The following is a 22,632-nucleotide window of genomic DNA, read 5'->3' on the forward strand; positions in this document are numbered from 1 at the left end:
CTTGATTAAGCGGAATAAAAGACGGACATCATCATGACCAACGGCGCGCTCAAGACGCTTTTCCTGCCCTTTGACCAAGAGATACTTGCCGTGCCGAGCGCAAGCGAGAGATGGCTGTTTCTTGGGGCTGAGGCGGATCGCGAGATCTCCGATGGTTGGCGCGGCGTCCTGACCTGTCTGCAGCCGTTCAAGCCTGACTACCTTGCATTGCAGAAGGCGGGTTTCAATGCCATCCCGCGGTTGCAGGGTAATGAACGTTTCGACGGGGCGTTGATCCTGATCGGCAAGCATCGTGGCCGCAACGAAGCCTGGCTGGCGCTGGCGCTCAGCCACGTCAATCCCGGTGGGAGAATTGTGGTTTCCGGAGACAAGAAACTTGGCGTTGATAGCTTCCGCAAGACCGTTGAAGGACTGGCGCCGGTCATCGACAGGCTGTCGAAACACCACGCCGTCGCCTTCTGGTTCGATCGGTCGGAACAACTGAATAGTGATAAAATTCAAGCGCTTATGGCGGCGCCAACGAGGCTAGAGAACCGGTTTACGACCGGGCCGGGCATGTTCTCGCACACCGCCATCGACAAGGGCTCGGCCATGCTGGTCAAGCATTTTGAAGGGCGGATCAGCGGTCACGTGGCCGACTTCGGTGCAGGCTGGGGCTATCTCGCTGCGCAGGTGCTGAACTACCCGGACAAGCTCAAGTCATTGGCGCTCTACGAGGCTGATTTCGAGGCGCTGGAAGCGGCCAGACTGAACGTCGCCGGGAGCCCGGACGTGCCGGTTTCCTTCCACTGGTTCGATGTTAATAGTGAAGCAATTTCAGAGATTTATGACACAATCGTCATGAACCCACCATTCCATGCCGGGCGCAGCGCTGACCCGACGATGGGGCAGGGGTTCATCGCGGCTGCAGCCAAACGCCTGAAGCCGGGCGGCAAGCTGTTGCTCGTCGCCAATCGGCAAATGCCCTATGAGGCCGACCTCAAGGCACTCTTCAAATCGGTGCAGCCGCTGGAAGACGATGCCGGCTACAAGATCATCGAAGCGAAGAAGTAATCTCAACTAGGCACAACCATTTCTCCACTCCAGGTGGAGAATTTTCGCCAAATCTTGTTTCGTTTTCGCGGTTTCTTGTCCCATTCTGGGACGACTGCGTACGAATCTTGCTCAGGTTCTGCAGAGGGGCGTTCGGGAATTATTCCTTGCCGTCGTCCGACTTCTTCAGCTCTTCCAAAGTCGGCATTGACACGATGTTGTACCCGGAGTCCACATAGTGGATCTCGCCGGTAACGCCGCTCGAAAGGTTCGACAACAGGTAGAGTGCGGAGCGGCCGACGTCCTCGATATCGACAGTCCGGCGCAAAGGAGCATTGCGCTTCTGGTAGGAGAACATGGCGCGGGCATCGCCAATACCGGCACCAGCCAGGGTGCGCACAGGACCCGCAGAAATTGCATTGACGCGAATGCCTTCCGGACCGTAATCGGCCGCAAGATAACGCACCATGGCCTCGAGCGCCGCCTTGGCCACACCCATCACATTGTAGTTGGGCATGACCCGTGTCGACCCGCCATAGGTCAGCGTCAGGATCGAACCGCCTTCCGGCATCAGCTTGGAGGCGCGCTGCGCAATCTCGGTGAAGGAATAGGCGGAGATCACCATGGTCCTTGAGAAATTGTCACGCGTCGTCACGTCCGCATAGCGGCCCTTGAGCTGCGACTTGTCAGAAAATCCGATGGCGTGGACCACGAAGTCGATGGTGCCCCATTGCTGTTCCAGCGTTTCGAACACGGCATCGACGCTGGCGATATCTTCGACGTCGCAAGGCAACAGCAGTTTCGAGCCAAGCTGCTCGGCCAGTGGTGCGACGCGCTTGCCAAATGCCTCGCCCTGATAGGTAAAGGCAAGTTCGGCACCGTTCTCGGCCAGTTCCTTGGCGATTCCCCAGGCAATCGAATGGCTGTTCGCGACCCCCATGATGAGGCCGCGCTTGCCCTTCATCAATTCACCCATGTCTTCCCCTCAATCTTCGTAACGCTGGTAGACCAGCGATGCATTCGTGCCGCCAAATCCGAAGGAGTTGGTCAGGACTCTATTCAGTTTCACGTTGTCGATCCGCTTGCGCGCAATCGGCATATCCCCGAACGCTGGATCGAGCTCCTCGATATTGGCACTTTCAGCGATGAAATCATTGTTCATCATCAGGAGCGAATAGATCGATTCATGCACGCCCGTAGCACCCTGCGAATGGCCCGTCAGTGATTTGGTCGCGGAGATAGGCGGGCATTGGTTGCCCGAGCCAAAAACTTCGCGGATGGCCTCGATTTCCTTGAGGTCGCCCACTGGAGTGGAGGTCGCATGCGGATTGATGTAATCGATCGAACCCTTGACGTTGGCGATCGCCATGCGCATGCAACGCGCCGCGCCTTCGCCGCTTGGCGCGACCATATCGGCTCCGTCGGAGGTGACGCCGTATCCGACGAGTTCACCATAGATCTTGGCGCCGCGCGCCTTGGCATGTTCCAGCTCTTCAAGAACCAGGACGCCGGCCCCGCCAGAGATGACGAAACCATCGCGGTTCTTGTCATAGGCACGCGAAGCCACGGACGGCGTGTCATTGAATTTGGAGGACATCGCGCCCATGCCGTCAAACAGCACCGACAGGGTCCAGTCGAGGTCCTCGCAGCCTCCGGCGAACATCATGTCCTGTTTGCCGTACTGAATCATCTCATAGGCATTACCGACGCAATGGTTCGACGTGGCGCAAGCCGAGGAGATCGAATAATTCACACCCTTGATCTTGAACCACGTGGCAAGCGTTGCCGAAGCTGTCGAAGACATGGCCTTCGGCACGGCAAAGGGGCCAACCTTCTTGCTGGACCCGGACTCGATGGTCTTTTCGGCCGATTCGAAGATGGTGCGGGTGGATGAACCGCCCGATCCCATGATAATGCCGGTACGTTCGTTGGAAATCAGATCCGCTTCGAGGCCAGCATCAGCAATGGCCTGATCCATGGCAACATGGTTCCAGGCGGTGCCGCCACCATGGAAGCGCATGGCGCGGCGATCGACCAGTGTCGAGGGGTCAAGCGTCGGAGCGCCATGGACCTGGCTGCGAAAACCATGCTTCGCATACTCTTCGGCAAAGACAATTCCCGATTTCGCCGTGCGCAGGGATTCAAGCACCTCTTGCACATTATTGCCGATAGAGGACACGATACCCATGCCCGTCACAACCACTCGCCGCATTGCGATCTCCTTGAAGGGTTTGCGTCGCCTGAAAACTCAGGCAGCGCTTTCCTTGAACAGGCCGACCCGCAGGTCAGTTGCTTTATAGATAGTCTCGCCGTCGGCCTTTAACCAGCCGTCCGCAATGCCGAGGACCAACCTGCCGCGCATCACGCGCTTGAAGTCGATGCCGTACTCAACAAGTTTTGTCTTGGGCGTGACCATGCCAGTGAACTTCACTTCGCCGGTGGAAAGGGCGCGGCCTTTTCCGGGTTCGCCCAGCCAGCCGAGATAGAAGCCTGTCAATTGCCACATGGCATCGAGGCCAAGGCAACCGGGCATAACAGGGTCGCCGATGAAATGGCAAGGGAAGAACCACAGGTCAGGCTTGATGTCGAACTCGGCGCGGATATAGCCCTTGCCATTCTCGCCGCCTGTCTCAGAAATCTCCGTGATGCGGTCAAACATCAGCATGGGTGGTGCCGGCAATTGGGCGTTGCCCTGACCGAACATCTCTCCGCGGGCACAGGTCAGCAGCTCTTCATACCCGTAGCTTGATTTCTGTTCTGGCATTCTTTCTCCCATCGATTACTTCAAAGCTTGCACTTGAGACCAGACGCTCCGGCGCGGGCGGACCCAATCACAGTGTGTTTCCGCCCGAAAACGGTGTCTAGAGCAAACCAGAGCCAAATGGAACCCTTGGCTCACCATGCCTCCCGCGAATTTCCCATAACAAGCGATTTCAAGAATGCTGCGCTTTTCACCGATTTGCGAGCGATCATATTGATGTGTCCTGACCCTAGACTAATGGCCTATTTTCTGCCTATTGATCGATTCCGCAAGACGGCATATATCAATCATGTAACACGATAGACAATCTGTCTCTCGTGTGACTTTTGATATCAGTTAACGGAGTGGCAGACGGGCCATGCATATTTCTTATGAGATAGATGCCGACGTATCCTTGCAGGAGCGCTTGCGCTTTGCAGGATTGCGGCCGACCCGTCAACGTGTTGCGCTTGCCAGCCTGATCTTTTCCAGAGGTGACAGGCACCTTTCTGCCGAGGAACTGCACGAAGAGGCACAGGGCGCCAATGTGCCGGTCTCACTGGCCACCGTCTATAACACGCTGCATCAGTTCACCCAGGCGGGGATGCTGCGCATTCTCGCCGTCGAAGGGGCGAAGACCTATTTCGACACCAATGTTTCCGATCATCATCACTTTTTCGTGGAGGGCGCGAATGAAGTGATCGATATCCCCGATGGCTCTGCCATGGTCGGTGCGTTGCCACCGGTGCCGGAAGGCATGGAAATCGTCAACGTCGATATTATCATTCGCCTGCGCAAGAAGCGCGGCTGATTCAAGCTAAACAATCTTACATGCCCGGGATGATGGGCGACGACGGCGTCGGCGGTTGGGTCGTGGATTCATTTAAGCGAAGCCAGAGCCCGGATGGCCGCTACTTGATGAAGGCGAGGAAGTTGGCGGCGTGTTTCCCATAACGCGTTGCAATGTCGGCTTTGCAGCAAAATGTGGTCATCCGATCCGCGAGGCAACGAGCGCCGCTCGCTGCCGACTTCTATTGTGGCTACGCGAGCCAGGGCATCGCGACGGCACCACTGGCCACCACGATTCCCAGGGCTATCAAGGCAATACCTATCGCAGCCCCTGCGCGTCGGCCCTGTGGGAGCATCTTCTCGACAAAGACGACCAGCGTGAGCAGAAGCATCCAGGCCAGGCTCATTATTCCTGTGGCGACCAACACGGCGAACAGCGCCCAGCAGCAGCCGAAGCAATAGGCGCCGTGCTTTAGTCCCATTACCAGTGCTCCGAGCCGTCCATCGCGCCAATGCTGCGCTATGAAGGCGAAAGGCGAGCGGCAATGCCTGAGGCAAACCCGCTTGATCGGCGCGAATTGATAAAGTCCGGCCGCCGCGACCGTCGTCCCGAGCGCGAGCGGTGCCCATTGGATACGTTGAGCCGGCGCGAGACTCGTTGCCAGTTCGCTGCCGATCTGGACGAGGACATAGACAACAATCCCTGCTCCAGCCCAGATGAGGATATAACCGGCCACGAAGATCCACGTTGAAACGGCCACTTCCCGTTCACGCCGGGCCTGAGCCGAGGCAAACATGAAGATCATCGACGCGGCGGCAGGAAGCATCATTGCAGCCATCATGACGGTCCAGACCGCAACGAAGATGACTGCACTCTCGAACGACCATCCAGTGGCTGCGATACCGCCCATGGCCATACCACCCATGCCCTCGGCGGCCATTCCCCCGCTCACCGCAATACCCATTGGAATGCTCATATTGACGGCCTGGTAGATGGTCAGCAACCACGCCGCCCCGGTCAGTACGACGAGAGAAATCAGCAGGCTCAGTGGCACATGTTCCCATCGAGCCATCGGCCACACGACGCCTCGAAGGGCGGGCAAGAGTCGCGTCCTGGCGCTACGCGGCATCGGGACCTGTCCAGTCGAACGGGATGTGCTTGCTCGACCGGCTTTCGCCGGTCCAACTGAAGCCAAACCCGTCCGTCCGAACTTCGAGGGAACGGCCCCACGTAGCAACCTGGCCGGGGCCAACCTCTGATCCCGGCGGATTGATCATCTGTACGCGTTTGCCTGGTGGCGTCGTCGGCCCGGTCAGTGCTTCTGCGCGCCCGACAACTCGACCTGGGATCTCAGCCCGCCAAGAGGCGAGATCACCAGCAACTTCAAATGTGATGGGGACATATTCGATGCCGCGCATTTCTCCGATCAAGGCGGCGAAGGCTGCCGGCCAGCCGCCAGCCTGTCCCCCGAAGATAATCTGCAAGGCCTCCCGCTGCTGCTCGTCTGCCCTGTCATCGATGAAAAGGCCCATTCTGACCTTGGCCTCACCGGCCCAAACGTTGCCTTCGAACGCGGCAAGCGCCAGCAGATTGAATTCGTCGAGCCGGACCTCGCCGAAATGACCCTCTCGGACATGCCAGGCGAGCAGACCGTGGCATGCGTTGTTAGTCGGTGCCTGAGCAAATTCGCAAGGGCATGGAATATCGCAACTGCATATGTCGAACCAATCGCCGACAAGACGCCATTCAGGGACGGTGTTCATGGCTCTATCTCCGTGAACCAGCGGCGCTAGTCTACTGCATGGGGGGTTCCGACTCCAGTGCGTTTGCAGGGACGACCCGCCCGAAAAGGACCGACGTCGGGCCGAAAGTTCGGATGCTCCCCTTAGAAATTCAGCCAGGTCTACAATGACGGCTATCGGACCCGAAGGTAACGGTCGGTTGAGGCGATCCGAAGGTCTCGATTGGACGCGTGCCATCGGGCCCTAATCGTCGAACTTCTCGTCCGGATAGGCGCCCCAGATGTCCGGTTGGCGAATCCAGCCGCTGGCGCCGCTGAACGACACGCGGCAGAAACTGCCATTGCAGGCCTTCAGCGTTCCGAGCACGCCTGGCTCAACTTTTGCCACGATACCGGATTTGTCATCGGCGCTGCGATAGACGTTCAGCATGGTGCCGTCCTTGTCGCGCTGCCAGGGGGCAGTCATCGCCGTGCGCTTGCCCGAAAGCAGTGACTGATAGACCCAGCCCTCCGTGCCCTCCGAATCGCGAATGCGCCGCCAATTGTCATATTCCTGGATGATCTCGACCGGCAGTCCGGATTTCAGGAAGAGCCAGGTGACGGCATAATCGCGGCCCGGCCCGACGCGCAGATTAACGCGGCCCGGCTTGAGGCTGACGAAACGCGGCAGGGGCAAGCCGCTCGGCCCGACCTGCGCTGCGGCCTCGGCTAATCCCAGGACCGGCAAGCTGAGCGGGATGGTCAAAGCGAAGGCTGCCGCGACGGTGCCTGCGTTTAGAAAAGAGCGAATATTTCCAAGGTTCAACAAGATCAGTCCTTCATCGTCCTTAGCCTGCATCAGCCGATTTTGCGGCAGAATGGCGAACGATCCCTATTTTTCTTTGTCTTTGACGCGCCGCCTTGATAGACAAGTGGAGGAGCGTAAAGAGCAATTGCAGTTTGCAATGACTTGGTTAAAGAGGTCTCAATGCGTCGCGAATTGGGAGGGGAATATTGGTGAGCAAGAAGCCTCTGGTCGTCATCACCCGCAAACTGCCGGACCCTATCGAGACGCGCATGCGCGAATTGTTCGAAGCGCGGCTGAATGTCGATGACCGGCGCCTGTCCAAGGCGGAACTGATCGAGGCTGTCAAGCAAGCCCATGTTCTCGTGCCGACCATCACCGATCATGTCAGCGAGGAGATCATCAATGCGGCTGGTCCCAACCTCAAGCTGATCGCCAATTTCGGCAATGGCACGGACAATATCGATGTGGTTGCCGCCGCAAAACGCGGCATCACTGTCACGAACACGCCAAATGTTCTGACCGAGGACACGGCCGACATGACCATGGCGCTGATGCTGGCTGCGCCGCGCCGCCTGGTCGAGGGCGCATCCATCCTGCTCGACGACGGCAAATGGGAGGGCTGGGGTCCGACCTGGATGCTCGGCCGCCGCATCTGGGGCAAGCGCCTCGGCATTGTCGGCATGGGCCGCATCGGCACCGCCGTCGCGCGCAGGGCCAAGGCTTTCGGCCTGTCGATCCATTATCACAACCGCAAGCCGGTGAACCCCAAGACGGAAGAGGAGCTGGAGGCAACCTATTGGGAAAGCCTCGACCAGATGCTGGCGCGCATGGACATCATTTCGGTCAATTGTCCCTCGACGCCCGCAACGTTCCATCTGCTTTCTGCCCGGCGCCTCGCCCTGATGCAGCCGACGGCCTTCATCGTCAACACGGCGCGCGGCCAGATCATCGACGAGCATGCGCTGATCGAGCAGTTGGAACGTGGAAAATTGTCCGGCGCGGCGCTTGATGTGTTCGAACACGAGCCGGCAGTCAATTCCAAGCTGCGCAAGCTCGCCAAGCACGGCAAGGTGGTCATCCTGCCGCATATGGGGTCGGCGACGCTCGAAGGGCGTATCGACATGGGCGAGAAGGTGATCATCAACATCCGCACCTTCATCGACGGGCATCGGCCGCCGGATCGGGTGCTGCCGCGAGACTGGTGAGAATCCACCCTGACGGGCAAATGCCCATTATCTCTCCCCTTGCGGGAGAGAAAGCGATTTCAGCATCTTGGCCCTTGCCAAGTGCTAGAAATCGCCAGTGAGGGGATTTGCTTCACCCATACCCCCTCTCTTGGATTTTCTAAGAATTTAGCAAAGGGGCTAAATTCAAGAAAATCCTTTCTCCACCGCAAGGGGGGAGATAAGAACGGAGCCGTCACAGCCAATCGCCAATTCATGTCCGGCAAAGCCCGCAAATTCTCCGCGATCCAATCTCAACGCCATCGGCACCGGATGGCCCATTTCCTGCGCAACGATGAGCCCGAGCAACAGGATCGCGTCGGGCTCGTGCAGGATGATCGCAGCGGGTGCGAGACCTGCGGTGACGAGCTCCAGCAGCACGGCGGCGGCCGACGAGGAGCCGATGGTACCGGGCAGACACAGAACCTTGCCGCTGATCGACAGGCCGTGCTGCGGGTGGCGCACATCGGCAATGCGCCCGCTCTTCGGATTGACACCGCCCCAGAAGCTGATCGGCGCGGTGAGAACCAGCGCAGGCGCTTCTGCTGGCTCACCGGCAACGAGGATCTCCGCCTTCATGCCGCAGCCTCGAACACGGGACGGCCGAGCACCGCGCTTTCCACGCATTCGGCCATGGAGCCATAGATGACGCCATAGCCGGTATTGCCCGGCGCATAATGGGCGAACTTGCCGGAATTGGTCATGAGCACGGCGTCCGCGATATCCGGCAGGATCGGCGTGACGACGACGCAGGTATCGGCGACGACGATGACGCCGCTCTCCTCCAGACGCTGGCGTCCGCCGTCACGCTCCAGCTCGGTGAGCGCGTGGCGGCCGGTGCAGGCATAGAGCGGGACCTTGAGCTTGCGCCCGGCGATCAGAGCTTCCAGCCGTTCGAACTCGGCAATCGAGAGATGCGGGCTGCCGATGGCGACGGCGGCGATACGGTCCATACTCATCGCGGTGGAGAGGCGGCGGCGCGAATCCGCGATCATCTCCGCTGTGACTTTAATCACCGCCTGTGGCGGCTGATGATGCAGGGCGGCGGCAACGTCCGGCGCTTCCGGCGTAACGCCGGCCACATGGAACAGCCCGACTGCGCCCGCAGAGGCGGAGGCCGCGCCGAAAGCTTTCAGCGCATCCTCGCTGGGGTGGGCGGTAATGCCTGCAACCACGCCGACCGCATCGCCGAGTTCGCGGCCGTAGAGGCTGCCGAGGATCGGCCATGCGACTTCTGAGCCGAGGAATGCCGGATCGAGCCCGGACACGTCGAACACCACGGTGGCGCGGCGGTTCTCCGGATGATGGAAACCGTAATACGGGGCAAAGCCGGCAATGGCGCAGGCGATGTCAAGGAAATCGCCATAGCGATTGGTGCGCGCGCCGAGCACGGAATTGCAGAACACCACGGCATTGCTCTCGCCCCAGGCGACATCGCTGCCGAGCGCCGGGCGATGGCCGGCCTGATAGGGCGCACAGGTCCAACTTGGCTCGCAGCCGAGCTCGCGATAGGCGTCCATCATCCGCCGCGCCATGGCGCGCTCGTGCGAAGGCAGGCGGTTCTTCGAGCAGCCAGTGAGGTCCAGCGAGCCGACATTGAGCGTCGCCCGCACTGCAACCTTCGCGCCGCCCTCGACCAGCTTTTCGGCAAAGTGCGTGCCGGAATCGCCATGGTACAGCGCGCCGTCAATATGCGCCGAAGCAATGGGGATCAGCGAAGGCGCGCCCATCAGCCGCGCGGTGGCGGCGACGATGCGCATGGCCATGGCGGCGCCTTCCCCGCGCGCGCCATCGGCAATCGCCTGCTGCTGCGCGGAAAGCTCGAGCGCCATGGCGTCAGGCCTTGCGGGCTTTGTATTTGATAGTTTCGAAGCGCGAGGTCAGCGCATCATAAAGCAAGAGCCGCCCGATCAGGGGTTCGCCAATGCCGGTGATGAGCTTGATGACCTCGGTCGCCTGCAGCGTGCCGATGACACCCGGCAGGACGCCCAGCACCCCGGCCTCGGCGCAGGCCGGAAGCAGGCCGGGCGGCGGCGGATTGGGGAAGAGGTCGCGATAGGACGGGTTCGGCTCGCTGGCCGCATTCGCCGCGTAAGGGATCAGCGTCGTCACCGAGCCGTCGAAGCGCCCCAGCGCCGCCGAGACCAGCGGCCGCTTCTCTTCAAGGCAGGTATCGGCCAGCAGATAGCGCGTATCGAAATTGTCGGAGCCATCGACGACGATGTCATAGCGGCGCACGAGTTCGGCGACGTTGTCCGGCGCGATGCGCGTCTCGTGCGCCTCAACGGTCACATGCGGGTTGATGGCCGCAATGGCGCGCGCCGCGCTTTCCACCTTGGCCGAGCCGACGAGCTCGGTCGAATGGATGATCTGCCGCTGCAGGTTCGACAGCGACACCCGGTCATCATCGATGATGCCGAGCGTGCCGACGCCGGACGCGGCGAGATATTGCAGCACCGGCGCACCGAGCCCGCCGGCGCCGACGACGAGCACGCGGGCGCGCTTCAGCTTCTGCTGGCCGGGCCCGCCCACCTCGCCAAGGATGATATGGCGGGCATAGCGCTCGATTTCGGATGGGGTGAGGGCGGTTGATTGCGGATCAGTCATGACGACACACTAGGATATGATGAGCCCATAGGAAACAACGCCGCTGCTTATCTCCAGCAAGGGGAAAGATTACTGGCCGAACATATGCACTACGTCAAGAATTTCAGCCCGCCAATGCCCGAGACAATGAGGCCGATGCAGACGAGGCGGATCACTGTCGCGGGTTCTGCGAAGAGATACATGCCGAGCAGCGCCGTGCCGACCGTGCCGATGCCGGTCCACACCGCATAGGCGCTGCCGACCGGCAGTTCCCGGAGCGCGAGGCCGAGCAGCATGACGCTGATCACCATGCTGACGGCGGTGAGAACGGAGGGGGTGATGCGGGTAAAGCCGTCGGTGTATTTGAGCCCGATGGCCCAGCCGATTTCAAAGAGACCCGCAAGAATGAGTATTGTCCAGGCCATGACGACCATCCTTCATTATCTGATCGGGCCGTCCCGGATTGTCTGGAAACGCTTGGGAAGCGTGGAGGTCGTCCTCCGCTGAGTTATTTAGGGTCGACCGGCGGAATTGGCAAGACAGCGAAGAGATGAGTAATTTTGGTGTTTAAGTTCAAGGGGAGTGAAAGGGGGAAACCAATGCGTGAAGCAGCAATATCGCAGAACGCTGCTGGTATAAATGAAGCCCCCGACACCGGAGGCTCTACCTCATTCCCATTCCCGCCATTTGGCCGAGCGCGGCCACGCAGCGTTCGCCGTAAAGAGCGACTACTTGCGGTTTCCGCCGCCGCCCGGATTGCTGTCATCCTGCTTGCCGGGATCGTTGCCATGGCCGTTGTCATTATGTTCACGGTCACCGCGGCCACCGGCGCTCGTGGACCCTGCGTCACTGCTATCCGTACTGCCTGGAGTACTGCCTCCGGGATTGCTGCCGCCGCTGCTTGCGCTGGTGTCGCCGCCAGTGCCACCGCTCCCTGTGCCACCTGCATCGGGGGCTCCGCCGGGATTGCCGCTCGTACTGTTGCCACCGCTGGTGCGGCCGCCGCCGGAGGTCGCGCTGCCGCTGGTTTCACTGCGCGCGACTGTGTCGCCGCTGGTGCTTTCGCTGCGCTGGCTCGTGCTGATGCTGGCCGAAGCATTGATCCCCTCGTCGCGCATGCTGGCTCCTGTCCCGATGTTCAGGCCACCGCCGCCCTCGAGACCTTTTGGTTGCGCGTACTGGCTTGGTTGCGCGTACCGGCCGCTAACTATCCCCGTGGATGCTGACAGAGATACATACTTTACAATCGCACCGGTGCTCCGAGGGGGGCACATTGCCTTTTGCTGGCGAGCAAGGACAAGCCTGCTGTTCAAGGCGTAGCAGCACGTCTCCATGTTGGCTTTTGTCAACTGCCGGCATTGAGCGGCACTCGCAAAAAGCGCCCGCTTTGACTTGGCTTGAACCGGTTCAACCTGCGCGAAAAATGCAGCCGCACCAACGGCAAGGACCATCGATGCTGCAAAGCGGCTTGATTGGGCCAAAGCGCGTAACGTCGTTGACATGCGACCTCCATCTTCGATTTCGATGGGGTCACTTTGCCACTGCAGCGATTTGCCAACGTTCGGCTGCGCGTGAAGAATGCGGTTAATCCGACGGCGGTCCCGTTAAATCTGCGTTAAATCGAACGCTGGACGTGATATTCTGGCCTCTGATCTCGCGAAACCGGAGCTATGTCATGCGTATTCGGTTGTTGGGCGGCCTTGAACTGATCTCTCCGCTCGGCGAGCCGGTCCGCTTCGCCACGCGAAAGACGGCACTGTTGTTTGCCGCTCTCGCACTTGCCGGACAAAGGGGCGTGAGGCGGGAGGCGCTGTGCGAGGCCTTTTGGCCGGGCAGGGGCGAGGCACAGGCTCGAAACAGCCTGCGCCAGGCGCTGGTCGCCATCCGGCGCTCGTTCCCGTGAGGAAATGGCGCAGCCATTCGCATCGAAGCCGACCTTGAAACTGCCGCGCTGGCCGTCGATCCCGCAGGCGGAGACATCTGGCTCTTTGACCAGATGATCCAGCGGGGAGAGCCCGGCAGCCTGGCCTCGGCAGCCGATCTCTACCAGGGCGACCTGCTTGATGGCCTTACAATGCCGGAACAACTGGACCAGTGGTTCGCGCCGTACCGGAGCGCTTACCGGCGAAAAGCCCTGGAGCTCGTAGACCGGCTCAGCCGCACATACCCAGCTGTTGGAACCACCGAGGAGCTTGCCTGTGAACGCCTGGCCGAACGCCTCGTGGCATCGGATCCCACGGCAGAGGAAGCCCACCGCGCCCTGATCAGGCTCTATCTCAATCGGGGGAAAGCCAATGCGGCGCTTCGCCAATTCCGGTCATTCAGGGATGCCTTGCAGCGGGAACTTGGTGTCGAGCCGCTGATTGCCGAACACCGCGAAAACGGGGAGCGGCCGGCCAATCCGACACCTCCTCCGGCCGTGGAAGCGCCACCCGCTGCCGTGCAGCGTGACACGGACCACCCGTCGGTCGTCGTCCTGCCGTTCGAAAATCTCAGCGGCCCAGGAGATGAGTATTTTGTCGACGGTGTTGTAGAGGAAATAACGGCAATGCTGTCGCGCGTTCGCAGTTTCTTTGTGATCGCGCGGCAATCCGCGTTCGCCTACAAGGGCCGCCGCGTGGACGTGCGCGAGATCGGCAAGGAGTTCGGCGTCAGCTATGCGGTCGAGGGAACGGTCCGCCGTGCGGCGGACCGTGTGCGCATTTTTGTCCAGCTGGCGGACACCGGCACACGGACGCAGCTCTGGTCCGAGCGTTTTGATCGAGCCGCTTCCGACATCTTCGAACTCGAAGACGAGATTGCGGCGCGGGTGGCAGGCGCCGTCCGCCCGGCCTTGCTCCATGCCGAGATCGAAGCAGCCAGACGCAAGCCGCCCGACAGCCTGAGAGCCTATGAGCTCGTGCTAACCGCATTGCCGAAGATCTGGAGCGCGACAGCCGAGGGAAACCGGCAAGCCATCGCACTGCTCAGGGAGGCCATCGCCATCGATCCGGACTTCGGGCGCGCGCATGCGCTGCTCGGCTGGTGCCACGCCCAGGACATCGACTGGCTCTGGTCGTCCGATCCGGAAGCGGATCGGGAACTCACACTCGCCGCTATCTCCGCCGCATCGCGGCTAGGGGTGAGCAATGACCCGATGGCTTTGACCGCGCAGGCGGCGGCGGTCCTCCAGTGCCTTGCTGATCCGGATCGGGCAGCGGCATATGTGGAAGAGGCGCTGTGGCTCGACCCGAACAACGCCTGGGCCTGGGGCGGCGCCGGCTGGATTGCCGTCCATCGCGACCGGCCTGAAACGGCCCGGGAAAATTTCGAACGGGCGCTCACGCTGAGCCCGCTCGATCCGCTCGAATACAACTTCAGGATGGGCATTGCATGGGCCACCGCGCTGGAGGGCGATTATGCGCTGGCGGCCAAACTGACGCAGCGTGTGCTGGACAAGAACCCGCGCGTAACATGGGCATTGTTCGAGCTTGTGGCCTATTCGGCGCTGGCTGGGGATCTGGTGACTGCGCGTGACGCAGTTGGAAAGCTGCGGGCGGCAGATCCCAATGTTTCCATCTCGGTGATGAGGAGCACCATTCCGAGGCGCCACGTATCGCGATTGTTCGATGTGCTGGTGGAGGGATACAAACTCGCCGGCTTGCTGGAGGAATAGGCCGGCCACGTCAGAAGTACGAGACGGGTGCTCTCATGGGCGCAACGTTACCTGCACGATCTAGCTGTCGAGCTTACCAATCGCACAATATGGGTCACATTCCTTGGAGGCGCGAACTATTCGGCTTCCTGTTGCGGCAGTTCCTGCTTCACTGATTGGGAATCAGCCGGAACGGGTGTCGGAATGGGTGTCTGGTCTTTCGACACACTTGCCGTTGTCATCTCTTTGTCAACGGAGGCGGTATGTCCGGCACAATCGGCCGAGGCGGCCGACACCGTAAAACCGAAAGCAGCGGCAAGCACGAGGATTGTTCTCATCGTCCAACTCCTAAGCTTTTGTGATGCGCAGTCAGCTTAACCGCTAATCCCATTCCGGCAAAATCACAGTTTTGTTGGTCGGTCGGGCCCGGGTTCGCTGTGCAAACCTTCGTTCACCTGAGGGCGGTCAAATGCATGTCGGGCTTGATGGCCTCCAAAGTTAACGGTGAAGCCGAACTTAGCCCACTGAACGGATGTCTCGCGCCACGTCGCTCATATCATTGTTGAGCTGGTGATCCCTGCGTTCCAACGTACGGACCACGGCGTGCGGTATGGCTTTCGCATAGAGATGAACATGGGCTGTGGGCACCTCGGCGTCACCGGTGCCATGATAGAGATAGACGGGAACGCCGGGCGCGAGGCGTTCCGAGAAGTCCTTGAAATCATCGAAATCGTCACTCGGCCATCCGCCTTCACCTATGAAGGGTGCAGCGATGACAAATAGCCCGCCGACTCTGAGTTCCAGCGGCTGTTCGGCAAGCACGTGGATCAAAATGGTGCCGCCGAAGGAGTGGGCCACGAGGATGGCCCCATCCTCCAGAGAGTCGAATTCTTCCAATAGCGCAGTCTTCCAGGCTGGGTAGGAAGGGTCGTCCTCGCCGGGCATTCGCGGATAGCGGATAGCATAGCCTTCGCCGAGTTCGCGCTCGAGGCTCGCCACGAGCTTGCTGTCCCAGCTATCGTGGGTACCTTCGCCTGCGCCTTGAACGAAGAGGATCTGCTTGGCCATCGCGCCATGTTAATCGACAGACACAGGCGGGCGCAAGGCTGGGCTGAGCCCGCCTCCGCACGCTGAATGCGTGTCCGTTCTGCGGTCAGTGCAATGGAACCCATAGCGGGCTCTTCCATGCCTTCAGGTCATCGAGAAAGACCAGCAGTTTCGCCGGCAGATAGCGGCGCGTCGGGTAGACGGCGTGCACGAAGATCTCGGGCGATGACCAGTCCGGCAGCAAGCGGATGAGTTCGCCCCGTTTTATCTGTTCATCGCAATAGGTCGACGGCAAAAGACCGATCCCGTGGCCGCGATAGGTAAACGCGGCGATCGACTGGAAATCCCGGCTTGATAGCGGCCCTGACACATGCAGCTTGAGGGATTTGCGTCCGTTGACCAGATGCCATTCCGCCTCGTTATTACGGCCGTTGAGCAAGATGCACTGGTGGTTCTTCAAGTCCTCCGGTTTCTCCACGGGCGGCCGGCTGTCGAGATAGTCCGGTGTCGCGACGACATAGCGGACGCTCTTGCCGATTCTTTGCGTGACGATCGTCGAATCGCGCAGCTCTCCGAAGCGAATGCCGACGTCGACATTCTCTGCAATCAGATCGACGAAGAGGTTTGTGATGAAGAGATCGACCTCGATGCGCGGGTGTCTTTTCAGGAATGCCGAGAGAAAATCATAAAATGGTTCCTGCCCCATGAGCACAGGCACCGAGATTTTCAGGATGCCCTCCGGCTGTTTCTGTGTTTGGGTCAGAACCTGCTCGGCATCAAACAAGTGGCTGAGAGGTTCGCTGCACTGGTTGTAGTAGGCACGCCCCTGCATCGTCAGCGTCAGTTTGCGGGTCGTGCGCTGGATCAAGGTGACGCCGAGCTGGTCTTCGAGCGCGGAGACTTTGCGGCTAACGGTCGATACCGGCATCCCGAGTGAGCGAGCGGCGCGGCTGAAGCTCTCGAACTGCGCAACCTTCACGAAAACTGCGATATCGTTCAAATCCGTCATAGACATATTTTTGCATAAATGGAAAATAGATTCCAGATATTTCCATCTAATCACGCAATAGAGCCTCAGCCATATTCATCGGCAACAAGCGCAATTGCTGCGCTAGCAACCGATGGAGATTAAAATGCCAACACCTAAAACTGTCATCGTCACGGGAGCCTCCCAGGGTATCGGGGCAGGCATCGTCAACGCCTTCGCCGAGCGCGGCTACAATGTCGTCGCGACGTCCCGCCAGGTAACCTCGTCAGATGCCTTCCGGGCTTCCAATCAGATCGCTGTCGTCGACGGCGATATCGGTGATCCCGAAACAGCAAGGCGGGTCGCAGAGACCGCAATCAGCCGGTTCGGCTCGATCGATGCCCTCGTCAACAACGCCGGCATCTTCTACACCAAGCCGTTCATCGACTATACGATGGACGACTTCAGGAAGCTGTCCTCGACCAATCTCGAGGGCTTCATCCACCTGACCCAGCGGGCCGTAAAGCAGATGCTGGCGCAGAAATCCGGCGGCAGCATCGTCAGCATCACCACGCCATTGATCGATCATCCGATCGCCGGCCTCTCCGCCTCGGTCCCCATGATGACCAAGGGCGGGATCGACGCAATCTCCAAGAACATCGCGATGGAATATGCAAGCGATGGTATCCGGGTCAACACGGTCGCTCCCGGCGTGGTCGACACGCCTTTGCACAAGGACAACCCCAAGGATTTCCTGCGGAGCTTGTCACCCATGGGGACCATTTCCGATGTCCAGGATATCGTCGACGCGGTCGTCTATCTGACCGAAGCACGAAATGTAACCGGGGAGGTGCTGAACGTCGACGGCGGCGCACATCTGGGCAAATGGTAAACCGTACGAAAGCATTGGCAGCCGCTGCAGAACAGCGGCTGCAGGAGCTGGGCATTACGCTTCCACCACCACCAACCCCGTTTGGCGCTTACGTGGAAGCCGTGACGATCGGCAACCTCGTCTTCTTCAGCGGGATGTTGCCTGTCATCGACCGCAAGCCCCAGTTCATCGGACGCGTTGGGGGTGAACTCACCGTCGAGGAAGGCCGCAAGGCCGCGGAAGTCGCCACGCTGAGTGCACTGTCGGCAGTGAGAGCCCATCTCGGCTCACTCGACAAGGTTAAGGCTGTCGCCAAGCTTGGCGTCTACATAGCGACCGAGGGTGATTTCAGAGATCATCCGAAAGTCGCGGACGGAGCGTCCGAGTTGCTGCTCCAGGTCTTCGGAGAGGAAAAGCTCTCCGGCCGGGTGGTGCTTGGTGTCGCAAGCCTGCCCCTTGGACTGCCGATCGAGATTGAACTCGTCGTCGAAGTCGGGGCCTGAACGCGGGCTCCCATGATGCCTCAACCTTTTCGTCCTGCCCGGGCCCGACCGCGGAAGCGGACCCTCAAGTCGATCAAGACAATTCCTTCTCCCGCATCAATCAATTGGTAACCAAGTTTCTCCATGCTCGATGCCAGCCAGAAAGTCGCAACGGGTTGAGATTCCCTTGTCGTGCCTCAGTTTTGCCACGGCGATAGTGGCTTTGCGCTGGCTGGCGTGTGGGTCGAGCAGGTGGGTACGGGTTTTCATGGCGTTTGCAGTCAAGACGGGCGTCGAGCCATCGGATAAAATTGGCCGTCGTCCGGGCCGCCGGGTCGTCTCCGCCGCGCTGACTGCCGGTCTTGGCGCCGTCACATCCCTCGGCGTTATCGCCACCGTGATGGTCATGCACGGCGCCTTCCTGTCCCGCGCCGCCGACGGCGTTCCCACTACCCAAGGTCTCTTGCAAAAGCCCTCTACAGGCAGCCTCATCGCACTTGTCTCCGCGCATGAAATCGCGCCGGAGAAGCCGAAATATCCACGCGTGCCGGAACTGACACCCACACCCTGGCAGGCCGCTGACATGGAGGAAGGGGCGGTCATCGGACCGTCGGGCGATATCAGCTTCATGTCCTCGCCAAAGCCCAGGATCGTGGCGCAGGCACCTCTGGCTGCCGAAGTGTTTGGCGCCCGCGCGTCGGGCATTGAACTGTTGGCCGAAGAGGATTTCAGCGCGCGCTTGGCCGGCCTCGATACGATGCAGGTCGCGTCTGTCCAGACCTACACTACTTTCGACACTGAATCTGAGGTTACGGGGCCATCCGTCGCGGCCGCCATCGCTGCGCTGGAAAACGCGCCGCCGCCGGTCGGCATGTCGCCGCAAGGGCCGTTCAGCCTCGTGCTGGACGAGGCCGACCCTTCATTGGGCGATGAAGACTCTCCGGAAGTCCCGCTGCCGGGGATGCGGCCAAGCCGCCCGGCTCTGAAGGGCGTCGCTCCCCAGGCGCTCGCCTATGCGCCGCAGGACAATGATCTGCGCGATATCGCGCCGACCTACGAACCGCCTGCACCCCGGCTCGCCGGCCGGAGCCGGACCGCTTTCTACAGCATCGAGGCGAAGACGGTCTATCTCCCGAACGGCGAGAAGCTGGAAGCGCATTCGGGCCTCGGGCCGATGCGCGACAAAGTCCGCTACGTCCACAAGAAGATGCGCGGCGCGACGCCACCTCACACCTACAAGCTCACCATGCGCGAGAAGCGGTTCCACGGCGTCGAGGCGATCCGGCTCAATCCGGTCGAGCCGGGCAAGATCTTCGGCCGCGACGGACTTCTGGCGCATACCTACATGCTCGGGCCGCGCGGCGATTCCAATGGCTGCGTGTCGATCAAGGATTACCGCCGCTTCCTCGCCGCCTTCAAGCGGGGTGAGATCACGCAGCTCGTCGTGGTCGCCCGCATGCCGTCATCGACGCTTTTCGCCTCCAGATAGCCCTTACGGCTTGGGCAAGGCCTTATCGGCACGGCATTTGGCCAGCGGCAGCGCCTTGCCGGAAATCACCTTGGTGATGCGCTTGTCCTTGGCGCTGGTCTCGACCGAAAGACAGCCGCAACTATAGCCATGGCCGGCGCCACGGCTCGTGTCGACGAATTGCTTCGGGTCGGTTTGAGGAATGTTGTCGACCCCAGCCGCATCTGGGCCTACCGCCTGACCCTGCGAGGTGATCGTCCAGGTGGCATCCTTGTCGATGAGCCAGAGATTGCCGGGCGTCGGGTTCTCGATCCAGCCGCAGCGCATTTCGCCCGATGGTGCTGCCGCTCTTAAATTGGCGGTAGACTGGATCGTCGCAACCTTTATGTCGACGTTCTTGCAGGTATTGTCGCGGCAAACGCCATCGATCCAAATCTCGCCGTCACCGAACATGATGCCTTTCCAGTTGACGAAAAGGTCATCCAGTTTCTGGCTGACCACCGCATTGGTGATCTCCTTGGTCATGATCGCATCATAGTGCTGAACGAACTGCCGCGCCGAGGTGATTGTCGTTGTCTTGCCGTTGATCTCGACGCCGATCGGATAGCGCACCGCGGCGGCGACCGCGGCCGTATCATGTGCCTTCACGGCGTTCTGGAAATTGCTGATCATCGCAAGATAGTTATCATGGCTGCCGAACATGCTGTCGAGCGTGTCCCGGAGCGCCTTACCCTGAGCAAATGACGATCCGGCGGAAAGGGCGATTGCCATGGCGGCAGCGACAAGAAGGGGGACTGTTCTGGTGAACATGGGGCTTCCTCTGCGGCTGTGGGTGGTCAATGTCCAGATATGGAACGACGACGTCTTGGCAACACTAGGTGAAGCTCGGCATGCCATCAACCCTGAATTGTAACGGATTTCGAGCCTGCAACCGGGCAACGTGGTTGCAGGCCAGCGGCTATCAATGGGCCTGGACCCTAGATGAGATCGTCGCGTAATTTCTCCTGGTCTGGCCGATCTGGCCAGTAACCGTCGTCTTCGCTGACGTCCCGCTTTCTCTGTGGCTGTGGCTTTTCGTCTGAAGGGTCTTTTTGGGGTCGCTCACGAACATCACGTGCATAATCTCTCTTAAATGAATTTGTTAAAATCGCTACGTCTTCAAAAATCTTAGTCAGGATAGAGAAACCAAACGGGATTGGAAAGAGGAATCCCAGGGAGGCGAGACCGTCCTGCCGGTCCCGCCTTCCTCGCCCCCGATCAGAAGATGGCGTTGACCGAATGGCCGAGCGCCATCGCCCCGGCATAACGCGCCTGCGGGCCCTGCTGCAGCGGATGGAAGCGGGCACCCTGTACATCGCGGAAACGCTGTTCCAGCCCGTTGCTGCGGTAGAAGCCGGCGCCGCCGGCGAGCTCCAGTGCGAGTTCCACCGTCTTGATCGCATTATCGGCAACGAGGGAGCGGCCGATCATGACCTCGTTGACGGTTTCGGCAGAAGGCGCATTGCGCTCGGTGATCCTGACCATCCATTGATGCGCCAGCTGCGCAGCGCGCAGTGACGTATCCATGCGGCCAGCGAGGTTGAAGCTATGCTCGTTGGGCTTCTTCTTCTTGGCAAGATGAATGGCGATGTCGCGGGCGCTTTCGGCGACGCCGAGATAGACCGCATAGATCAGCGGGAAGGCTGTCGTCGCGATGATCTGGAACACCGGATGCCATTCGCCGGCCTTGCGCGAGAAGGCAACGCCTGCGTCCGGCACGAAGAATTCTTCGAGCACGACATCGTTGGAACCCGTACCGCGCATGCCGAGCGCTCTCCACGTATCGACGATCTTGACGCCACCGGCCTTCATCGACGCGCCGAAGTGGATGACATTCTCGGAGCCGTCATCGGCGCGGCAAATGGCGCCGGTCATCAAAAGGTCGCCGGCATTGGCACCGGATGTGAAGACCTTGCGTGCCGAGATGCGGTAGCCGCCCTCGACCTTTTCGGCAATGCCGGAGCCGCCGATCCAGTCGGAGCCGCCGCTTGAGAGCAGGATGAGCTTTTCCGCGGCAACGCGCTTCAAAAGCGGTTCGACCGCCGCCACCTTCTGGTGACGCCAGCGCCATGCGGGGATCGCGACCTGATGGGTGTGCATGGAAAAGGCGAGCGCCGTCGACGAGCAGGCATGCGCCATGACGCGCAGCATCTCGGCAAGCTCGGCGACTTCCGCGCCCCCGCCGCCAAGCTCGCGTGGTACGCCGGCCTCGACGAGGCCCGATTCCTTGAGCAGCTTGTAGTTCTCGGCGACGAAGGTATCGCTCGCGTCGAACTCGGCCGCTCGTGCGGCAAAGGTTGGTGTCAGTGTCTGGGCAATCTCGACCGCATTGCCGGGTGGTGCGTCATCTGCATCGATTGGTGATTTATGTGCCAGAGTGTTCATATTCTCCTCCTTTGGGCCATTACTGACCGCGGGAAAGAATCCTCCCATGCGAGGCTCCTGTCCAGTACTCGATCTGTACTACCCCGTAGGCGTTAGCGGGCTTTTGCGGTATCCTCCTCCTTTGGGATGGTGGGACATATGGAAACGCGCGGAGGATATGGCCAGTTCTGCCCGGTGGCGATGGCTTCGGAAATATTGTGCTCGCGATGGACGACACTGGTGGTTCGCGAGCTCCTGCTCGGCACGACCCGTTTCAACGATCTGCGCCGCGGCGTGCCGCGCATGTCGCCCGCGCTGCTGTCGAAACGCTTGAAGGAACTCGAGCGGGCAGGGGTCGTCGTGGCGGTGCCCAACGCCAGCGGCATCACCGAATATCATCTGACGCCGGCCGGCGAGGATTTGCGCCCGATCGTGCTCGGCATCGGTTCGTGGGGGCAGCGCTGGGTTGAATCGCAGCTGACTCTACGCAATCTCGATCCCTCGCTTCTGATGTGGGATATGCGGCGCAATCTCAATCCGCAACCGCTGCCGCCGCGGCGCTGCACGATACAGTTTCTGTACCCGGAACTGCCCGAGGCAAAACAGAACTGGTGGCTGGTTGTCGATGGAACCTCGGTGGATCTCTGCGGCTTCGACCCGGGATACGATATCGACCTGCTGGTGACGAGTTCGCTGAGGAGCATGACGGCGATCTGGATGGGGCATACGATCGTTCGCCGCGAAGTCGAGGCGGGCAATCTCGAATTCGACGGCGACCCGAACATAGCAAGCGCCATGCAACAGTGGCTCGGCCTGAGCACCTTCGCAGCCGAAAAACGCAGGGTATCCTAGGCATAAAGG

Annotated in this window: 25 protein-coding genes; 9 read left to right on the top strand and 16 right to left on the bottom strand. The window is 60.4% G+C overall.

The features are described 5' to 3' along the window. Positions 1-33 precede the first annotated feature (33 nt). A complete protein-coding gene (locus tag CU102_RS13480; RefSeq protein WP_106711628.1) occupies positions 34-1,053 on the top strand; it encodes a class I SAM-dependent methyltransferase in 1,020 nt (339 codons plus the stop codon). A gap of 139 nt (positions 1,054-1,192) precedes the next feature. On the opposite strand, the gene fabI is transcribed toward CU102_RS13480, so the two are convergent. From fabI to fabA, 3 genes are read right to left on the bottom strand one after another with little or no spacing between them, the layout of a single operon-like run. Next, positions 1,193-2,008: an enoyl-ACP reductase FabI gene (gene fabI / locus CU102_RS13485; protein WP_106711629.1), complete on the bottom strand. Its 816-nt coding sequence runs from the start codon at positions 2,006-2,008 to the stop codon at positions 1,193-1,195. Between the two features lie 9 nt (positions 2,009-2,017). Further along, complete coding sequence (gene fabB, locus CU102_RS13490; protein ID WP_106711630.1) at positions 2,018-3,244, bottom strand: beta-ketoacyl-ACP synthase I; 1,227 nt, start codon at positions 3,242-3,244, stop codon at positions 2,018-2,020. A gap of 36 nt (positions 3,245-3,280) precedes the next feature. Continuing rightward, on the bottom strand, positions 3,281-3,796 hold the full coding sequence (fabA, locus tag CU102_RS13495; protein WP_106711631.1) for a 3-hydroxyacyl-[acyl-carrier-protein] dehydratase FabA: 516 nt from the start codon (positions 3,794-3,796) through the stop codon (positions 3,281-3,283). A gap of 355 nt (positions 3,797-4,151) precedes the next feature. On the opposite strand from fabA, the gene irrA reads away from it, so the two are divergent. After that, on the top strand, positions 4,152-4,583 hold the full coding sequence (irrA, locus tag CU102_RS13500; protein ID WP_106711632.1) for an iron response transcriptional regulator IrrA: 432 nt from the start codon (positions 4,152-4,154) through the stop codon (positions 4,581-4,583). A gap of 229 nt (positions 4,584-4,812) precedes the next feature. On the opposite strand, the gene CU102_RS13505 is transcribed toward irrA, so the two are convergent. From CU102_RS13505 to CU102_RS13515, 3 genes are all read right to left on the bottom strand, one after another. Next, positions 4,813-5,664, bottom strand: a complete 852-nt coding sequence (locus tag CU102_RS13505) for a DUF2182 domain-containing protein (RefSeq protein ID WP_245425328.1) — start codon at positions 5,662-5,664, stop codon at positions 4,813-4,815. 16 nt (positions 5,665-5,680) lie between these two features. After that, positions 5,681-6,325: a DUF1326 domain-containing protein gene (locus CU102_RS13510; protein WP_106711634.1), complete on the bottom strand. Its 645-nt coding sequence runs from the start codon at positions 6,323-6,325 to the stop codon at positions 5,681-5,683. Between the two features lie 222 nt (positions 6,326-6,547). After that, positions 6,548-7,141 (bottom strand): SH3 domain-containing protein, encoded by a 594-nt coding sequence (locus CU102_RS13515; RefSeq protein ID WP_106711635.1) that lies wholly within the window; start codon positions 7,139-7,141, stop codon positions 6,548-6,550. Between the two features lie 152 nt (positions 7,142-7,293). On the opposite strand from CU102_RS13515, the gene CU102_RS13520 reads away from it, so the two are divergent. Further along, positions 7,294-8,295 (top strand): 2-hydroxyacid dehydrogenase, encoded by a 1,002-nt coding sequence (locus CU102_RS13520; protein ID WP_106711636.1) that lies wholly within the window; start codon positions 7,294-7,296, stop codon positions 8,293-8,295. Between the two features lie 165 nt (positions 8,296-8,460). On the opposite strand, the gene CU102_RS13525 is transcribed toward CU102_RS13520, so the two are convergent. The 5 genes from CU102_RS13525 to CU102_RS29415 all read right to left on the bottom strand — a co-directional run bounded on the left by CU102_RS13525 (position 8,461) and on the right by CU102_RS29415 (position 12,017). Then, entirely contained in the window at positions 8,461-8,892 is a 432-nt protein-coding gene (locus CU102_RS13525; protein ID WP_106711637.1) for an aconitase X swivel domain-containing protein, read from the bottom strand. Continuing rightward, positions 8,889-10,145: an aconitase X gene (locus CU102_RS13530; RefSeq protein WP_106711638.1), complete on the bottom strand. Its 1,257-nt coding sequence runs from the start codon at positions 10,143-10,145 to the stop codon at positions 8,889-8,891. Before CU102_RS13530 ends, CU102_RS13525 begins: the two co-directional genes overlap by 4 nt. A 4-nt stretch (positions 10,146-10,149) precedes the next feature. Then, a complete protein-coding gene (locus tag CU102_RS13535; protein WP_106711639.1) occupies positions 10,150-10,920 on the bottom strand; it encodes a molybdopterin-synthase adenylyltransferase MoeB in 771 nt (256 codons plus the stop codon). 89 nt (positions 10,921-11,009) lie between these two features. Beyond that, a complete protein-coding gene (gene sugE / locus CU102_RS13540) occupies positions 11,010-11,324 on the bottom strand; it encodes a quaternary ammonium compound efflux SMR transporter SugE (protein WP_106711766.1) in 315 nt (104 codons plus the stop codon). Positions 11,325-11,627: 303 nt separating this feature from the next. Continuing rightward, entirely contained in the window at positions 11,628-12,017 is a 390-nt protein-coding gene (locus tag CU102_RS29415; RefSeq protein WP_133624525.1) for a hypothetical protein, read from the bottom strand. Positions 12,018-12,574: 557 nt separating this feature from the next. Here CU102_RS29415 and CU102_RS13550 point away from each other — a divergent pair. Both CU102_RS13550 and CU102_RS13555 read left to right on the top strand, forming a co-directional pair. Beyond that, positions 12,575-12,802, top strand: a complete 228-nt coding sequence (locus CU102_RS13550; protein ID WP_106711641.1) for an AfsR/SARP family transcriptional regulator — start codon at positions 12,575-12,577, stop codon at positions 12,800-12,802. A gap of 93 nt (positions 12,803-12,895) precedes the next feature. Beyond that, positions 12,896-14,554: a BTAD domain-containing putative transcriptional regulator gene (locus CU102_RS13555; protein ID WP_106711642.1), complete on the top strand. Its 1,659-nt coding sequence runs from the start codon at positions 12,896-12,898 to the stop codon at positions 14,552-14,554. Positions 14,555-14,670: 116 nt separating this feature from the next. Here CU102_RS13555 and CU102_RS13560 read toward each other — a convergent pair whose 3' ends face one another. The 3 genes from CU102_RS13560 to CU102_RS13570 form a co-directional block, all read right to left on the bottom strand. After that, a complete protein-coding gene (locus CU102_RS13560; protein ID WP_106711643.1) occupies positions 14,671-14,871 on the bottom strand; it encodes a hypothetical protein in 201 nt (66 codons plus the stop codon). Between the two features lie 178 nt (positions 14,872-15,049). After that, the gene (locus CU102_RS13565; protein ID WP_106711644.1) at positions 15,050-15,601 is read right to left on the bottom strand and encodes an alpha/beta fold hydrolase; all 552 of its coding nucleotides are present in this window, start codon (positions 15,599-15,601) and stop codon (positions 15,050-15,052) included. Positions 15,602-15,686: 85 nt separating this feature from the next. Beyond that, the gene (locus tag CU102_RS13570; RefSeq protein ID WP_106711645.1) at positions 15,687-16,589 is read right to left on the bottom strand and encodes a LysR family transcriptional regulator; all 903 of its coding nucleotides are present in this window, start codon (positions 16,587-16,589) and stop codon (positions 15,687-15,689) included. A 124-nt stretch (positions 16,590-16,713) separates the two neighbouring features. Between CU102_RS13570 and CU102_RS13575 the strand changes: the two genes are divergently transcribed. The 3 genes from CU102_RS13575 (at position 16,714) to CU102_RS13585 (ending at position 19,389) form a co-directional block, all read left to right on the top strand. After that, positions 16,714-17,439: an SDR family NAD(P)-dependent oxidoreductase gene (locus CU102_RS13575; RefSeq protein ID WP_106711767.1), complete on the top strand. Its 726-nt coding sequence runs from the start codon at positions 16,714-16,716 to the stop codon at positions 17,437-17,439. After that, positions 17,433-17,921, top strand: coding sequence for a RidA family protein (locus tag CU102_RS13580; RefSeq protein WP_106711646.1), 489 nt, complete (start codon positions 17,433-17,435; stop codon positions 17,919-17,921). Before CU102_RS13575 ends, CU102_RS13580 begins: the two co-directional genes overlap by 7 nt. Positions 17,922-18,168: 247 nt before the next feature. Then, positions 18,169-19,389, top strand: a complete 1,221-nt coding sequence (locus CU102_RS13585; RefSeq protein WP_106711647.1) for a DUF2778 domain-containing protein — start codon at positions 18,169-18,171, stop codon at positions 19,387-19,389. Positions 19,390-19,392: 3 nt separating this feature from the next. Here CU102_RS13585 and CU102_RS30995 read toward each other — a convergent pair whose 3' ends face one another. Together CU102_RS30995 and CU102_RS13595 are read right to left on the bottom strand one after the other, a co-directional pair. Next, positions 19,393-20,178, bottom strand: a complete 786-nt coding sequence (locus tag CU102_RS30995) for a DUF4087 domain-containing protein (protein WP_342588764.1) — start codon at positions 20,176-20,178, stop codon at positions 19,393-19,395. Positions 20,179-20,625: 447 nt separating this feature from the next. Then, positions 20,626-21,792, bottom strand: a complete 1,167-nt coding sequence (locus CU102_RS13595; RefSeq protein WP_106711648.1) for an acyl-CoA dehydrogenase family protein — start codon at positions 21,790-21,792, stop codon at positions 20,626-20,628. Between the two features lie 138 nt (positions 21,793-21,930). Here CU102_RS13595 and CU102_RS13600 point away from each other — a divergent pair, with 138 nt between their 5' ends. Continuing rightward, positions 21,931-22,623, top strand: a complete 693-nt coding sequence (locus CU102_RS13600) for a winged helix-turn-helix transcriptional regulator (RefSeq protein WP_106711649.1) — start codon at positions 21,931-21,933, stop codon at positions 22,621-22,623. Positions 22,624-22,632: the final 9 nt, after the last annotated feature.

The organism is Phyllobacterium brassicacearum (assembly GCF_003010955.1).
GTDB lineage: Bacteria > Pseudomonadota > Alphaproteobacteria > Rhizobiales > Rhizobiaceae > Phyllobacterium > Phyllobacterium brassicacearum.

Bases quoted from the DNA above. Each gene is read 5' to 3' on its own strand.
- CU102_RS13585 (WP_106711647.1), top strand. From the start codon at position 18,169: ATGGCGTTTGCAGTCAAGACGGGCGTCGAGCCATCGGATAAAATTGGC.
- CU102_RS13525 (WP_106711637.1), bottom strand. From the start codon at position 8,892: ATGAAGGCGGAGATCCTCGTTGCCGGTGAGCCAGCAGAAGCGCCTGCG.
- CU102_RS13600 (WP_106711649.1), top strand. From the start codon at position 21,931: ATGGAAACGCGCGGAGGATATGGCCAGTTCTGCCCGGTGGCGATGGCT.
- CU102_RS29415 (WP_133624525.1), bottom strand. From the start codon at position 12,017: ATGCGCGACGAGGGGATCAATGCTTCGGCCAGCATCAGCACGAGCCAG.
- CU102_RS13550 (WP_106711641.1), top strand. From the start codon at position 12,575: ATGCGTATTCGGTTGTTGGGCGGCCTTGAACTGATCTCTCCGCTCGGC.
- CU102_RS13595 (WP_106711648.1), bottom strand. From the start codon at position 21,792: ATGAACACTCTGGCACATAAATCACCAATCGATGCAGATGACGCACCA.
- irrA (WP_106711632.1), top strand. From the start codon at position 4,152: ATGCATATTTCTTATGAGATAGATGCCGACGTATCCTTGCAGGAGCGC.
- CU102_RS13480 (WP_106711628.1), top strand. From the start codon at position 34: ATGACCAACGGCGCGCTCAAGACGCTTTTCCTGCCCTTTGACCAAGAG.
- CU102_RS13530 (WP_106711638.1), bottom strand. From the start codon at position 10,145: ATGGCGCTCGAGCTTTCCGCGCAGCAGCAGGCGATTGCCGATGGCGCG.
- CU102_RS13580 (WP_106711646.1), top strand. From the start codon at position 17,433: ATGGTAAACCGTACGAAAGCATTGGCAGCCGCTGCAGAACAGCGGCTG.
- CU102_RS30995 (WP_342588764.1), bottom strand. From the start codon at position 20,178: ATGTTCACCAGAACAGTCCCCCTTCTTGTCGCTGCCGCCATGGCAATC.
- CU102_RS13560 (WP_106711643.1), bottom strand. From the start codon at position 14,871: ATGAGAACAATCCTCGTGCTTGCCGCTGCTTTCGGTTTTACGGTGTCG.
- CU102_RS13510 (WP_106711634.1), bottom strand. From the start codon at position 6,325: ATGAACACCGTCCCTGAATGGCGTCTTGTCGGCGATTGGTTCGACATA.
- CU102_RS13570 (WP_106711645.1), bottom strand. From the start codon at position 16,589: ATGACGGATTTGAACGATATCGCAGTTTTCGTGAAGGTTGCGCAGTTC.
- CU102_RS13535 (WP_106711639.1), bottom strand. From the start codon at position 10,920: ATGACTGATCCGCAATCAACCGCCCTCACCCCATCCGAAATCGAGCGC.
- fabA (WP_106711631.1), bottom strand. From the start codon at position 3,796: ATGCCAGAACAGAAATCAAGCTACGGGTATGAAGAGCTGCTGACCTGT.
- CU102_RS13515 (WP_106711635.1), bottom strand. From the start codon at position 7,141: ATGCAGGCTAAGGACGATGAAGGACTGATCTTGTTGAACCTTGGAAAT.
- sugE (WP_106711766.1), bottom strand. From the start codon at position 11,324: ATGGCCTGGACAATACTCATTCTTGCGGGTCTCTTTGAAATCGGCTGG.
- fabI (WP_106711629.1), bottom strand. From the start codon at position 2,008: ATGGGTGAATTGATGAAGGGCAAGCGCGGCCTCATCATGGGGGTCGCG.
- CU102_RS13565 (WP_106711644.1), bottom strand. From the start codon at position 15,601: ATGGCCAAGCAGATCCTCTTCGTTCAAGGCGCAGGCGAAGGTACCCAC.
- fabB (WP_106711630.1), bottom strand. From the start codon at position 3,244: ATGCGGCGAGTGGTTGTGACGGGCATGGGTATCGTGTCCTCTATCGGC.
- CU102_RS13555 (WP_106711642.1), top strand. From the start codon at position 12,896: ATGATCCAGCGGGGAGAGCCCGGCAGCCTGGCCTCGGCAGCCGATCTC.
- CU102_RS13575 (WP_106711767.1), top strand. From the start codon at position 16,714: ATGCCAACACCTAAAACTGTCATCGTCACGGGAGCCTCCCAGGGTATC.